At 66.7% G+C, this 13,335-nt stretch carries 13 protein-coding genes and 1 riboswitch; all 13 genes read left to right on the forward strand.

Annotation, left to right across the window (positions count from 1 at the left end; all coding sequences use genetic code 11):
• Window positions 1-116 precede the first annotated feature (116 nt).
• Window positions 117-292: riboswitch (M-box (ykoK) riboswitch) on the forward strand.
• Window positions 293-565: 273 nt separating this feature from the next.
• The 13 genes from AC5Y7E_RS13810 (at window position 566) to AC5Y7E_RS13870 (ending at window position 13,319) form a co-directional block, all read left to right on the forward strand.
• On the forward strand, window positions 566-865 hold the full coding sequence (locus AC5Y7E_RS13810) for a PE family protein (RefSeq protein WP_499949456.1): 300 nt from the start codon (window positions 566-568) through the stop codon (window positions 863-865).
• Between the two features lie 21 nt (window positions 866-886).
• Window positions 887-2,074 (forward strand): PPE family protein, encoded by a 1,188-nt coding sequence (locus tag AC5Y7E_RS13815; RefSeq protein ID WP_499949457.1) that lies wholly within the window; start codon window positions 887-889, stop codon window positions 2,072-2,074.
• Window positions 2,075-2,092: 18 nt separating this feature from the next.
• A complete protein-coding gene (locus AC5Y7E_RS13820) occupies window positions 2,093-3,301 on the forward strand; it encodes a PPE family protein (protein ID WP_499949458.1) in 1,209 nt (402 codons plus the stop codon).
• 17 nt (window positions 3,302-3,318) lie between these two features.
• The gene (locus AC5Y7E_RS13825) at window positions 3,319-3,654 is read left to right on the forward strand and encodes a DUF732 domain-containing protein (RefSeq protein ID WP_499949459.1); all 336 of its coding nucleotides are present in this window, start codon (window positions 3,319-3,321) and stop codon (window positions 3,652-3,654) included.
• An 891-nt stretch (window positions 3,655-4,545) separates the two neighbouring features.
• On the forward strand, window positions 4,546-5,799 hold the full coding sequence (locus AC5Y7E_RS13830) for a PPE family protein (protein ID WP_499949461.1): 1,254 nt from the start codon (window positions 4,546-4,548) through the stop codon (window positions 5,797-5,799).
• 68 nt (window positions 5,800-5,867) lie between these two features.
• Entirely contained in the window at window positions 5,868-7,271 is a 1,404-nt protein-coding gene (locus AC5Y7E_RS13835; RefSeq protein ID WP_499949462.1) for a PPE family protein, read from the forward strand.
• Window positions 7,272-7,326: 55 nt separating this feature from the next.
• Complete coding sequence (locus AC5Y7E_RS13840; protein ID WP_499949463.1) at window positions 7,327-7,650, forward strand: DUF732 domain-containing protein; 324 nt, start codon at window positions 7,327-7,329, stop codon at window positions 7,648-7,650.
• Between the two features lie 121 nt (window positions 7,651-7,771).
• Window positions 7,772-8,095 carry a DUF732 domain-containing protein gene (locus AC5Y7E_RS13845; protein WP_499949464.1) on the forward strand — a complete coding sequence of 108 codons (324 nt, stop codon included), beginning with the start codon at window positions 7,772-7,774 and terminating at the stop codon, window positions 8,093-8,095.
• Window positions 8,096-8,378: 283 nt separating this feature from the next.
• Complete coding sequence (locus AC5Y7E_RS13850) at window positions 8,379-9,617, forward strand: PPE family protein, SVP subgroup (RefSeq protein WP_499949466.1); 1,239 nt, start codon at window positions 8,379-8,381, stop codon at window positions 9,615-9,617.
• 180 nt (window positions 9,618-9,797) lie between these two features.
• Window positions 9,798-11,183 carry a PPE family protein gene (locus AC5Y7E_RS13855; protein WP_499949467.1) on the forward strand — a complete coding sequence of 462 codons (1,386 nt, stop codon included), beginning with the start codon at window positions 9,798-9,800 and terminating at the stop codon, window positions 11,181-11,183.
• Window positions 11,180-11,497 carry a DUF732 domain-containing protein gene (locus tag AC5Y7E_RS13860; RefSeq protein ID WP_499949468.1) on the forward strand — a complete coding sequence of 106 codons (318 nt, stop codon included), beginning with the start codon at window positions 11,180-11,182 and terminating at the stop codon, window positions 11,495-11,497. Before AC5Y7E_RS13855 ends, AC5Y7E_RS13860 begins: the two co-directional genes overlap by 4 nt.
• 121 nt (window positions 11,498-11,618) lie before the next feature.
• Entirely contained in the window at window positions 11,619-12,335 is a 717-nt protein-coding gene (locus tag AC5Y7E_RS13865) for an MgtC/SapB family protein (protein WP_499949469.1), read from the forward strand.
• Window positions 12,336-12,374: 39 nt separating this feature from the next.
• Window positions 12,375-13,319, forward strand: coding sequence for a sterol desaturase family protein (locus tag AC5Y7E_RS13870; protein ID WP_499949471.1), 945 nt, complete (start codon window positions 12,375-12,377; stop codon window positions 13,317-13,319).
• The last annotated feature ends 16 nt before the right edge of the window (window positions 13,320-13,335 follow it).

Below are 13,335 nucleotides of genomic sequence, written 5' to 3' on the forward strand. Positions count from 1 at the left end.
GAGCCCTCGCAGCGGGCGCCGGCCGGATGCATCCCAGGTGACCTCGGAGTGAACCTCAGGGATTGTGTTGTACGTCAGCTTGACTCAACCCTGGCCGAGTGCCACCATTGCCAATGCAAGCACCTCGCTAGGTGAGGCGTCTGCACGGACACAGGCCACTGACCTCGAACGTCGAAAGACGCCCAGGGTCAGGACAGCTCCTCCCGGATTAAGGGTTGAGCCCAAGTGGCTTCCGGCTTTGATGAGCCGGATACGCCGTGTGGTGCCGAAGCTCTGACGAGAGGGGTGCCGCGACCGGCCTTTTCGTCCGGTTGTTCCTCCCCGTGTGACTGTGCGGCGCCCTCGCGCGCCCTGGCTTTGAGGAGGTGAGAGCGAATTAGTCCCGGTGACAGTCCGTACGCCAGATCGCTGACCATTTCGCTTCGATCCGGCCTCAGCTTCATTTTTGCCTGAATTGGCTTGTAATTAGCCAGTTTTCGTAGCACGCGCACCGCCATCGCGTCGTTGCGCGCCCGCGGCATGGCCAGACCCTGGCTTGCCGACCTTTTCGTGGGGAGATTTCGTGATGAACTTTGTTATGGCACAACCAGACTCGTTGTCGGTGGCAGCCGGACTGCTGCAAGAGATCGGCTCTGCGCTGACCGCCCAGAACTCGGCCACCGCCGTCCCGATGACCGGCGTGGTGCCTGCCGCCGCGGATGTCGTGTCGCTGCTGACGGCGGCGCTATTCGCGCAGCACGGCCAGATGTTCCAGGCGCTGAGCGCCCAGGCCGCCGCGGTGCATGAGAACTTCGTGAACACCTTGCAGACCAGTGCCGGGTCATACGCGGCCACCGAGGCCATCAACGCAGTCTCGGCCCGCTGAGAAGTCCTGGCGGAACCGACGATGCTGGATTTTGCGGCGCTGCCACCCGAAATCAACTCGGCCAGAATGTATGCCGGGCCCGGATCGGGACCGATGCTGGCCGCCGCCGCCGCATGGAACACGATGGCCGCCGAGATGCGCTCCGCTGCGGCCTCTTACGGGGCGGTGGTGAACGAATTGACGGGTTCGGGTTGGCTGGGCCCTTCGTCGATGTCGATGCTGGCCGCGGCCGCGCCCTACCTGGCGTGGCTGAATGGCACCGCCACCCAGGCCGAGCAGGCCAGTAGTCAGGCGTTCTTGGCGGCTTCCGCCTTCGAGTCTGCCTTTGCCATGACGGTGCCCCCGCCGGTGATCGCGGCCAACCGCGCTCAGCTGGCGATCCTGGTGGCGACCAACGTCTTCGGCCAGAACACCCCGGCGATCGCGGCGACACAAGCGCAGTATGCCGAGATGTGGGCGCAAGACGCGGGCGCGATGAACGGCTATGCGGTCGCGTCAACGGCCGCGGCCCGATTGACACCTATGACGGCGCCGCAGCCGAATACCGATACCGACGCACTCGCGGCCCAAGCCAATTCGGTGATCAATGCGGCTCAAGCACCGGCGGGAACGGTGCAGTCGACACTGGCTTCGGCGGCCGCAGATCCCGCGGCATCTTCGTCGACGGGTTCTTTGTCATCGTGGCTGGCCGACCTGATGAGCGGGAAAAGCAATTCGGCCTTCGGGACGTTCACAAACGGCAACTTCTTTTCCACCGCGGTGGTCAACGGTGCCCTCGCCGGTGGCCCGTTCAACCCGCAGTTCATCATTGCGTCGGCGCAGGGCGTCCTGGCAGCGCAGCATGCAACGACACTGGGGGGCCTAGCAGATTTCGACGCCGACGCCGAAGGCGTCGCTGCTGCGGACCTGACGTCTAGCGCGAGTCCGGCCGGCTTAGCCGGCGCAACTGCCGAGGTAGGCAACGCGCGTCTGGTGGGTTCGCTGTCGGTGCCGCAAACCTGGACGTCGGCGGGCAATATCGCCCCCGGTCAAACGGCCGTGCAGGCCACCGGCGTCACCGGTCTCACGGACGCGGGGCCCGCCCCGGCGGCAGGCGGGCCTGGAGGCGTCGCGGGCCCGATGGGTGCCACCGGCAGGCGGCTACGCCGCGCCATCCCCAAATACGGGTTTCGACCCGTCGTCATGCCACGTCCGCCGGCCGCCGGCTGAGAACCTGGAGAAGATGTCATGTCGGTTTATGCGGGATTGCCGCCGGAAATCAACTCGGCCAGAATGTATTCCGGGCCGGGCTCAGAATCCATGCTGACCGCCGCGGCGGCGTGGAACGCCATATCTGGTGAAATGCGGTCCGCTGCAACTAATTACGATGCGGTTATCAGGTCGCTTGTGGGCGAGGGCTGGTTTGGTCCGTCTTCGGCCGCAATGTCTTCTGCGGTCGCTCCTTTCGTCGAGTGGCTCAGCACCACCGCCGCCCAGGCCGAGCAGGCTGGCGCACAGGCCAACGCCGCCGCAGCCGCATACGAGGCCGCGTTTGCCGCGACCGTGCCCCCTGCCGTCGTCGCGGCCAATCGCGTCCAGCTGAAGCACTTGGTGGCCGGCAACCTTTTCGGTCAGAACACCGGACTTATCGCGGCCAACGAGGCCCAATACGGCGAGATGTGGGCTCAAGACGCAGCCGCGATGACCAACTACAGCGTCGCCTCGCGCGCGGCGACCCAGATGACACCGTTCCAACAACCGCAATCTGACACCACCGTCGACGGAACCGCCAAACAGACCGCCGCGGTTGTCAACGCCGCCGATGACGCCTCGAGCGACCCGTCGGGCGGACTGCTTTCGTGGCTAGGACTCGCCCCCAATACCAACGGACCCGGCCAGCCCGGGCTCGCGGGACTCATGAACTTTTTGGATGGTTCCGACGGGAACGTGTTCGGAAGCTTCCTCAACAACGCCTCGGTCGCCAACTTGTCCAACGCCTTCACCACCAGTGGGCTGCTGAACCCGACGACATTCGTCGATTCGGCGGTCAACGTGAACTCCATCAATGCCCTGAACGCAGTCGACTCGACCACGTCGGGCCTGGGGGTCCTGGCCGCCGGTCTTGGTGGTACCGCGAACCTGGCGTCGGTGACCGCGCCCGGTGCGGCAGCGGTGGCGGGCGTAGGCCAGGCGAGTGTGGTTGGCGCCCTGTCGGTTCCGCCGGCCTGGGGCGCCACTGGAGCGGCGATCACACCGCTGTCGACGACGACTCAGGTCGGCCTGGGGGCATACCACAGCTTCGGCTCCGCCACCCCGATGGTGATGGAAGAGGCTGGGGCTGTCGGCATGCCGGGCATGCCACTGGCCGGCCTCCCAGGTGGGCATGAGGACGAGTTCTCCGAGCCGATGTACGGATTCCGCCCCCGCATCATGGGCCGGCCACCCGCGGCCGGTTAAGGAAGCGAGCTCACGACATGAGGTTTCTCCCGTTTTTCGCCAGCGCCCTTGCGCTGGTCGGCATGGCAATACCGGCGCACGCCGATCCCGACGACGACGCGTTCCTCACCGCGCTCAACAAGGCTGGCATCAGCTATCAAAACCCCGACCGCGCGATAAAAGCGGGCCAAAAGGTATGCGACTTGGCAAACTCCGGCACCTCAGAGGCCGACATCATCAAGGATCTGCACGAGTTCAACCCGGCGGTCACGATGGGTAAAGCCGCTCTTTTCGTCCAAGCCGCCGCCAGCGCCTACTGTCCCGACCGACTAGCCAGCAGCGATGGCGGGACGAACTCCCAAAACAAGAGCTAACCGGGACATCGGCAGCTCCGGCCCTCGGATGGCCGCGATTCGGCAACGTCTCGAAGCCCGATTGCCGGCGGCGGAGTCCACCCGCAAAGGGGAGTTGATCTGCGAAAATGGCCTTCCAGGAAACTGCCAGTAGCTAATCAGTGCTACGCCAGACTGGCCGCGTCTACTCGTATAGGTGAACTCGAGGAGACCGGTATGACGATCAAATACGTGCTCGGCGATGTCGATACGTCGGCTGAAGAATATCCGGGCGATCTGCGAGCAGACCGACTGCTGGACTGAACGTTCAACAGTTTCTGCGGCAGCGCCGAAAAGCTACCGATGAAATCGCAGCGGCCACGAAATGCGATTCCAATAAATATACGCCTTAGTCATTTTCTTGTGCCGGTATAGGAGGTTTCCACGATTCGCCAGCGGATACGAGCGCGTTTAGTACTGATCTAACTTATCGAGTTCGGCTGAGTCGCCGACTCGTATGACCGTCGAATTTTCGGATCCGAGAATCAATTTGTGCCGATCCGGCGTTGGAGGCTGCTCACCTGCCGTTTACGACGTGATTCACGCCATTACCTCAGGGGCGGTGTTCAACGGACTCACACGGGTCAAGGGCTCGCGAACACATTTGTTTTACAAAGGTTTACCTGGCGGGAACGTTGGCTGAATAAGCGGCCTGCACGATTATCGGAACAACAGCAGCGTGGCTTGACTAGTCGTTCGCACGCCATTTAGGCGCCGATTCAGAGCTAGGAGCGGCATGGCTTTGTTATCTGCAACACACGGAATCCACGCATGTATCCGGTGACACATTCGATGAATTGTGCGTCCGTGTCGATGCCGGGGCCGGCAACCCGTGCCCAGCGCGGCGGCCAGAACTGGGACCGGAGGCCTTAGATGTTGGATTTCGGGGCTTTTCCGCCGGAATTCAACTCCGGCCGGATGTACGTCGGAGCGGGATCGGGGCCGCTGCTGGCCGCGGCCGCGGCCTGGGACGAATTGGCCGCGGAGCTGCAAAGCACCGGGGCCTCTTACAGCTCGACGATCGACACCCTGGTGACGGGTCCGTGGACGGGCCCCTCATCCATCGCAATGGCGGCCGCGGCGGCACCGTATGTGGCGTGGATCCACGCCACCGGCGCGCAAGCCGAGCAGGCGGGTGCTCAGGCCAAACTCGCGGCAGGCGCCTATGAGGCCGCGTTCGCGGCCACCGTTCCGCCGCCGGTCATCGCCGCCAACCGCGCGTTGCTCGCGATGTTGGTCGCCACCAACATCCTCGGCCAGAACACCCCGGCGATCGCCGCCACCGAAGCCCACTACATGGAGATGTGGGCGCAGGACGCCGCCGCGATGTATTCGTACGCCGCGTCGTCGGCGAGTGCCTCGCAGCTGACCCCGTTCGCCGAACCACCGCGGACCACCAACGACTCGGCCGCTCCTTCGCAAGCGGCCGCGGTCGCCCAGAGCACCGGACAGTCCAGCGGGAATACCGTCAGCCACCTGTCACAACTGAGCACCACCGCGCAGCCGGCGGTACAAGCCGCGACAACGGCGGCCGATCCCTCATCGGGCAGCGGACTCACCGTGCCGAGTTTCATCACCAACTGGAACGAATTCTGGTCGGTGCTGACCGGGCCCTTCTCGCCCCAGTCGTGGAGCACCATCCCAGGCGGCCCGTTCCTTTCGTTCGGCCAGGCGTATGCGTGGGGACAGAACGGTCAGGGCGCGGCCGCGTATCTGGCTGGGCCGAAAGCCATTTCCGGGGCACTGGCGCCGCTGACCAGTGGCGCCAACGCCGCCAAGCCCATGCTCAGCTCCGCGGTGGGGGCAGGGCAGGTGTCGGGGTCGATGGGCAAAGCCGCTGTGGTGGGCAGCATGTCGGTGCCGCAGGGCTGGACGGAAGCCGCCCCGGCGATCCGAACGCTCTCGCAAGCGCTGCCGTCCAGCACGGCGGCGGCCGCCGCGATGGCCGGTGAAGAGGGGGCGTTCAGCCAGATGGCCTTGTCCAGCCTGGCCGGACGCGCCGTCGCGGCCGCCGCAACTCGGCCCGTCGGTGGCGCGGCCGTTACGGCGGGCCAGTTGGGCGGCGTGGCCGCCGAGGCTGACCCCGCCGCGGCCACCATCATCGTGATCCCTTACGTCGAGGAGTGACCGCGATGACCAAACCGTATGGCAGCCAAGCGCTGTCGACCCAGGCAGCCAGGTAGGGGGTACCACAGATGTTTTACGGAGCCTTTCCGCCGGAATTCAACTCGGGCCGGATGTACAGCGGACCGGGAGCGGGATCCTTGGTGGCTGCGGCGACGGCATGGCAGAACCTGGCCACCGAATTGCAGTCCACCGCAACGTCGTACTCGTCGGTGCTGTCGGGCCTGACGGCCGGGCCCTGGCTGGGCCCGTCTTCGATTGCGATGGTGAGCGCGGCCACGCCGTACGTGGCGTGGATGCAGCAGACCGCCGCGCAGGCCGCACAGTCCGCCGCCCAGGCCATCGAGGCGGCCACCGCCTACGAGACGGCATTCGCCGCGCACGTGCCGCCCGCGGTGATCGCGGAGAATCGCGCGCTGCTCGCGCAGCTGGTGGCGACAAACCTGTTCGGGCAGAACACTTCCGCGATAGCCGCGAACGAGGCCCAATACAGCGACTTCTGGGCTCAGGATGCCACGGCGATGGACACGTACTTCGCCTCGTCGGCGACCGCATCCAACAATCTGACCGAATTCAGCCCGGCACCCAAGACCACCAATGACGCCGCCGAGCCGATGCAAGCAGCCGCGGTGAGTTCGGCGGCAAGCACCCCGGCCGCCAATGTCGCCAACACCGCCGCATCGGCGGCGACCACCACCCTGCCGTACAGCGGGCCCTTTTCCACGCCGGCGAACTTGGCCTACCTCTACCAGACGTTCATGACGGATCTGTTCAACACCGTCCCCGGCGGGGCCGGCTTCTACACCGCCATGTACAACGCCGTGAAGGTGCCGCTAGGCCTGACGACACAGTTCAACGACATCGGGTTGCTGATCAACTTCCCGTTGTCACAATGGCTCAAGTTCGCCCCGCCCGTCGGCTACGGGGCGCTGCCGAAAGACGCGCTGGGCGCGGGGCTGGGTGCGCTGGGTTTCGGCCGCGGCACCTTGTACGGCTCGATCAGCCCGATCGCCGGAATGGGCAACGCCGGCACCCTGGTCGGCAAGCTGTCGATCCCGCCGAGCTGGGCCACGTCCACCCCAGCCATCAGAACCGTCGCCGCCGCGCTGTCGGCGGCCGGGCCGGAGGCGGTGCCCGCGGCCGCGCTGGGCCAGGGGAGCCTGTTCAGTTCGATGGGACTGGCCGGGATGCTGGGCAGCGCCGCGGGCTCCGGCGGTCCGACCGTGGCGCGCGCGGGTGTGCGTAACCGGATGACTCCGATCAAAGACCTCAAAGACAAGCAATCGCCGGAACAGCTGAAACGCCTTGTCGCACAGATCTCGGAGAAGCCCGACACCGTACAGCATCACAACGTCGATCAAGAGAATCTCGACGCGCTCCTCGAGCAGCTCGCCAAGAAGCCGGGCATCCACGCGGTGCACCTGAAGAAGGGCGAGAAATCGAAGGTCGTTCCGACCAACACCCAGATAGGTTGAGCGACAACGTAAGCCAGTCCATCCCCGCACCCAGCGCACAACGGAAAGGGTAAAGATGAAACGACTACTGGCGTCACTTGGCGTGTTGGCGATGGCCGGCCTCGCCGCACCGGCACACGCCGACCCTCCGCCTGCGCCGGACGGCGACGACGGAGGCTTTGTCGCCGCACTGCAGCAGGCCGGTTTCAGCTTCAACAGCGCGGGTTCGGCCGTCGCCGCCGGCAGGGCGGTGTGCTCCTGCCTGAACAACGGCGAGTCGGGCCTGGAGCTCGTGCACGACGTGAAATCGCACAATCCCGGAATGGACATGGAGATGGCGTCGAACTTCGCTGTGCTTTCCGCGAAGTACTACTGCCCTCAACAGCTCTCCAAGGCGTGAGCCGCGGCCTGCGGGTGCAGATCGCGGACACCGCTGAGCTCGAACGTTCTGCCGCTGAAGGTAACTGCCAAGGACCGCCCCACGCTGCGAACCACGCCGAAACATGGCACGCTCACGAGTCATGAGACTCCTGCTGGCGCTCAGTGTTGGTATTTCGGCCGCGATCGGAATGGCTCCGCTCGCGCAGGCCGACCCGGTGACACCCGGCGGCGACGAGGCCGGTTTCCTTGCCTCGCTACGGAGCGCGGGCATCACCTACTCGACCCCCGAGGCGGCGATCACGTTCGCCAAATCGGTGTGCGTATCCATGAGCGACGGCGAATTCGGCCCTCAAATGGTCGACGAACTGAAGAATCAAAACCCCGGACTCACCAACGAGCACGCGACATCCCTCTTGGCGATCGCGGCGAAATTCTATTGCCCGCAGCAACTTAACAGCCGCTAGCCCCAGAGTTGTTGCACACGGGCCGGATTCGCTGCGCAGGAACCCGGTGCGGCCGCGCTACCCGGTGAGAAGAGGGCGCGCCGGTGTCGCCGCCAAAAGGCGATGCAAACGTGATTCCGGGCAGCTCTCCGCCGAACGACGCTAAGCCGCACTGTCAGCGAGCACATGAAACATACATATGTCCGCTTGACAGATCTCATGAATTTCATTTGAGCCGCAGCTCATTTGCGGGCTGGTCGCAGATACGCCCCTACCCTGGCGCCAGAGGAGGACGGAGGCGACGGTGGACTTCGGGGCGCTGCCACCAGAGGTCAATTCAGGACGGATGTACGTGGGCGCCGGAGCGGGGCCCTTGCTTGCCGCGGCCGCGGCATGGGATGCGCTGGGAGCCGAACTGCATTCCTACGCGGCGGCCTACAGCTCGACGATCCTGGGCATGACCGCTGGGTCGTGGTCAGGACCGGCGGCGACGTCGATGAGTGCCGCGGTCACCCCGTACCTGGCGTGGGCGACCGCGTCGGCTGCGCAGGCGGAGCAGGCGGCGATGCAGGCCAAACTCGCTGCCGCAGCTTACGAGACGGCGTTCGCGGCGACGGTGCCCCCGCCGGTGATCGCCGCCAACCGCAGCCTGTTGATGACGCTGATCGCCACCAACTTCCTTGGCCAGAACAACGCGGCCATCGCGGCCGCCGAAGCCGAGTATGCCGAGATGTGGGCCCAGGACGCCGCGGCGATGTATGCCTACGCGGCCGCGTCGGCAGCGGCCACGCAGCTGACGCCCTTTACAGAGCCGCCTCGAACCACCGATCCGTTCGGGATGGCACGACAATCCGCAGCGGTGGCACAAAGCGCCGCATCGGAGCTCCCAGCCCAGCTGTCGACGCTGATCAACGCGGCGCCCACGATGCTGCAAGCCCTGGCAACGACCCCCTCGGCGGCGACGCCGGCGGCATCGATCATCGAGGCCATCTACCCGATCACGGCCGCCCTCCGCCCATTTTTCGCCGCGCTTACCGGCGCTTACAGCCCCATCGGGGCGATCATCCTGCCCGGCGGCTGGTGGCTGCTGTCCCTGCAGGCCCTGGGTCTGGCTCAGAACGCGCCGGGCGTCGCCGAACTGCTCGGGGGCGGAAAGGCCATCGCCGGAGGGCTGTCGCCGCTGGCGCCGTTGCGGGGCGGCTACATCTCGGCGGTGACACCCGAGATAGGAGGCGTGACGGGATCGATGGGCCGCGCGACAATGGTCGGATCGCTGTCGGTCCCGCAGGGCTGGGCCACCGCCGCACCTGTGCTGAGGACCGTCGCCTCGGTGCTGCCGGGCACGAGTCTGGGTGCCGTACAGCCGATTCCGGCGACGTCGCAGGGGGCCATGTTCGGCGAGATGGCCGCCGCGAGTCTGGCCGGACGTACTTTGGCGGGCGCCGGTGTGCGCACCGTCAGCAATGGCACCACCGGAATCGCCGCGGCGGCGGCCGATGGCGTCGCCACCACGGCAACGATCATCGTGGTGCCGGCGGATTGAGCGGGTGTTGGGCATGAGACCTCAAGCGGCATTGAGGCAGCCGACCGGACAACCCGTGCCTTCTGTGACCGCACAGGCGCAACCGCCGGCACCGCCCGGGGCGATCGCCGGGATCCTGGCGCGCACCGCCCGGTCGTCTGAGGCGACCACCGGATCCGACGGGGCGGGGAGGGCACGACGATGAACTTCGCACTGCAGCCGCCCGAAATCATCTCGGGCCGGATGTACCTGGGCCCGGGGGCGGGACCGATGTTGACGGCCGCCGCCGCGTGGGACGCGCTGGCCGCCGAATTGCAGTCCGCGGCGGCGTCCTACCACGCGATCGTCGAGGGCCTGGCCAACGAGGCGTGGGCCGGCCCGTCGGCGCTCGCCATGGCCGCCGCGGCCGCGCCCTACGTGGCATGGCTGTCGGCGACCTCGGCGCAGGCCAAGAACGCGGGTGCCCAAGCCGCCGCGGCCGCCAATGCATACGAGAGCGCCTTCGCGGCGGTGGTGCCGCCGGCCGCGATCGCGACGAACCGCATACGGCTGGAAATGCTGTTGGCCACCAATGCTTTCGGGCAGAACACCGCCGCGATCGCCGCCACCGAGGCCGAGTACGGCGAGATGTGGGCGCAGGACTCCGCCGCGATGTTCGGCTACGCCGGCGCGTCTGCGGCCGCGACGCGACTGGTCCCCTTCGCCGAGCCGCCCCAGACCACCAATGCAACCGGAATCGCCGCCCAGTCGGCGGCGCTGGGCCAGGCCAGCGGTACCGGTGGCGCCGCGGCGGCCGCGGCTCCGACGTCAGGCATCAGCGAGCTGCTCGAGGCCCTGGGCAACGCTTCCCGCGGTTACATGGAGTTCTGGGACGGGGTGCTCAACAGCATCACCGGTTCGCCGTTGGCCGGGGCGACGTGGCAGAACACCTTCGGGATCCTCGCCGACATCGGCCGGTTCAGCACGGTCGCGAACGACAGCATGAGCCCGATCAACCTCGCCATGACCGAGTTCAAGATGTTCTACAAGCTCCCGGTCGAGGGGTTGGACATCCCGAAATCCGCGCTGGGTGCCGGGCTCGGCGTGCGTTCCGCCGGCGCGGGCTTGACCAGCGCGGTATCGGCGGGCGTGGGCGAGGCGAACGTGGTGGGCAAGTTATCGGTGCCGCCGACGTGGGCGTCGGCGACGCCGGCAATCCGGCTGGCCAGTAGCCTGCCGACCGCCAGTCTGGCCGCGGCCCCCTCGGCGGCGATCCCGGGAAGCCTGCTCGGTCAGATGGCGCTGGGAAGCCTGACCGGAGGCGCCGTCGGCGCCGTCACTCCGGAAGTCCTGGGCGGCAGAGGTGCCCGCGTCCGCGCCGGCGGTGCCGTAAAGGCCGCGGAGCCCGTCAAACTCGACGACGTGATCGCGAAGCTGCAAAAGCAGCCCGAAGCCGTGCAGCACTGGAATGTCGACAAGGCCGGACTCGACGCTCTACTCGACCGACTGTCGAAAAAGCCCGGCATCCATGCGGTGCACGTGTCCAGCCGAGACAAGCCCTCGGTGACCCTGCCCGACGCCCAGCGTGGAAAGGCGGGGCCGGTATGAAGCGCCTACTTGCGCTCCTCGGCGCTTTCGGCGTGAGCGGTTGCGCGGCGCTCGCGCACGCCGAGCCGGACGGCGACGACGCGGCGTTCCTGGCCAACCTCAGCAATTCCGGCATCACCTACAGCAGCCCCAGCCAAGTCATCGCTTCAGCCAAAGCCGTGTGCGGGTTAATGGGCAGGGGCGAAACGGGTTTGCAGGTTGTCAGTGACATCAAGGAGCAAAACCCCGGCATGACGATGGACGGCGCGGCCCAATTCGCGGCGCTCGCATCGAGCGCCTACTGCCCCCACCACCTGACGCCCAAAACCGGTTAGCCAGGGACTCGCCGTGCGCCGGGGATGCCCCCGACGCCGGCGGTTCGGTCGGGCTCCACCTGCCGTTAACCCACATTTGGTTAGCTCCCTTCGCCGTCTGCACCCGGGAAGGAGCGAGCCTTTGGAGACGCTGAGCGCCCTCGATTTCGTGCTCCGGCTGGGGGTCGGCGTGGGCTGCGGCGCGCTGATCGGCCTGGAACGGCAATGGCGCGCCCGGCGGGCCGGCCTGCGCACCAACGCGCTGGTCGCCGGCGGGGCGACGCTGTTCGTCCTCTACGCGGCGGCCACCTCCGACACCAGCCCTACCCGGGTCGCGTCCTACGTCGTGTCCGGCATCGGGTTCCTCGGCGGCGGGGTGATCCTGCGGGAGGGCGTCAACGTTCGGGGCCTCAACACCGCCGCAACCCTGTGGTGCTCCGCGGCGATCGGCGTGCTCGCGGCGTCCGGTCACCTGGTGTTCGCGCTCATCGGCACCGGCACCGTCATCGGCATCCATCTGCTGGGGCGCCCGCTGGGCCGGCTGATCGACCGCGACAACAGTGCCGAAGAAGACGAGAGCCTGTTGCCTTACCTCGTGCAGGTCGTCTGCCGCGCCAAACACGAGAAGTACGCGCGGGCCCAGATCGTCCAGCACGCCGGCAGCAACGACATCACGCTTCGCGGAATCCATACCGGCAACCCGGCCGGCGACGAGGTCACCCTGACCGCTCACCTGCTGATGAACGGCGACGCCCCGGCCCGTCTGGAGCGGCTGGTGGCCGAGCTGTCGCTGCTCCCGGGCGTCCGCGCCGTGCAGTGGTATGCCGGAGACGAAGCGCAGTCCGACGATCGGCGCTGAGGGCGAAAAGGCCCCCGGGCGCGTCGTAGTCTTACCGGTGTGAGTGCCATGTCCGGCTTCCTGTCCGCGCTGCCGCCGCAGATGCGCGATCCCGTGCTGTTCGCCATCCCGTTCTTCCTGCTGCTGTTGACCCTCGAATGGACCGCGGCCCGAAAGCTGGAACACCTGGGCGCCGAGGCCGCCGACGCGGCGCGACCGCCGTCGGGGGCGCACTTCGCCCGCGACTCGGTGGCCAGCATTTCGATGGGACTGGTGTCGGTCGCGACTACCGCCGGCTGGAAGGCCCTTGCGCTGGTGGGCTACGCCGCGATCTATGCGTACCTGGCGCCCTGGCACCTGTCGGCGGCGCATTGGTACACCTGGGTGATCGCGATTCTCGGTGTGGACCTGCTGTATTACGCGTATCACCGGATCGCGCACCGGGTGCGATTGATCTGGGCGACCCATCAGGCGCATCACTCCAGCGAGTACTACAACTTCGCAACGGCGCTGCGCCAGAAGTGGAACAACAGCGGTGAGATCTTGATGTGGATCCCGTTGCCGCTGTTGGGGATTCCGCCGTGGATGGTGTTCTTCAGCTTCTCCCTGAACTTGATCTACCAGTTCTGGATCCACACCGAGCGGATCGACAAGCTGCCGCGGCCGTTCGAGTTCCTGTTCAACACGCCGTCGCATCACCGGGTGCACCACGGGATGGACAAGGAGTATCTCGACAAGAACTACGGCGGCATCTTCATCGTCTGGGACCGGCTATTCGGAACCTTCCAGGCCGAGCTGTTCCGGCCGCATTATGGCCTCACCAAACACGTGGATACGTTCAACATCTGGACGTTGCAGACCCGCGAATACGTCGCGATCGCCCGCGACTGGCGATCCGCACGGCGCCTGCGTGACCGGTTGGGTTACGTGTTCGGCCCGCCCGGCTGGCTGCCGCGGGCGGCCCGCCAAACCGCTGCCACCAGCCCGGTCGTGACCTCGCTGTAACATTCGCGCAGGCCGT

The sequence above is a fragment of the Mycobacterium sp. NGS17 genome, from assembly GCF_059813205.1.

What these genes read in the sequence shown, in the direction of transcription:
- AC5Y7E_RS13810 (WP_499949456.1), top strand. Translation starts at nt 566, where the DNA reads ATGAACTTTGTTATGGCACAACCAGACTCGTTGTCGGTGGCAGCCGGA.
- AC5Y7E_RS13815 (WP_499949457.1), top strand. Translation starts at nt 887, where the DNA reads ATGCTGGATTTTGCGGCGCTGCCACCCGAAATCAACTCGGCCAGAATG.
- AC5Y7E_RS13820 (WP_499949458.1), top strand. Translation starts at nt 2,093, where the DNA reads ATGTCGGTTTATGCGGGATTGCCGCCGGAAATCAACTCGGCCAGAATG.
- AC5Y7E_RS13825 (WP_499949459.1), top strand. Translation starts at nt 3,319, where the DNA reads ATGAGGTTTCTCCCGTTTTTCGCCAGCGCCCTTGCGCTGGTCGGCATG.
- AC5Y7E_RS13830 (WP_499949461.1), top strand. Translation starts at nt 4,546, where the DNA reads ATGTTGGATTTCGGGGCTTTTCCGCCGGAATTCAACTCCGGCCGGATG.
- AC5Y7E_RS13835 (WP_499949462.1), top strand. Translation starts at nt 5,868, where the DNA reads ATGTTTTACGGAGCCTTTCCGCCGGAATTCAACTCGGGCCGGATGTAC.
- AC5Y7E_RS13840 (WP_499949463.1), top strand. Translation starts at nt 7,327, where the DNA reads ATGAAACGACTACTGGCGTCACTTGGCGTGTTGGCGATGGCCGGCCTC.
- AC5Y7E_RS13845 (WP_499949464.1), top strand. Translation starts at nt 7,772, where the DNA reads ATGAGACTCCTGCTGGCGCTCAGTGTTGGTATTTCGGCCGCGATCGGA.
- AC5Y7E_RS13855 (WP_499949467.1), top strand. Translation starts at nt 9,798, where the DNA reads ATGAACTTCGCACTGCAGCCGCCCGAAATCATCTCGGGCCGGATGTAC.
- AC5Y7E_RS13860 (WP_499949468.1), top strand. Translation starts at nt 11,180, where the DNA reads ATGAAGCGCCTACTTGCGCTCCTCGGCGCTTTCGGCGTGAGCGGTTGC.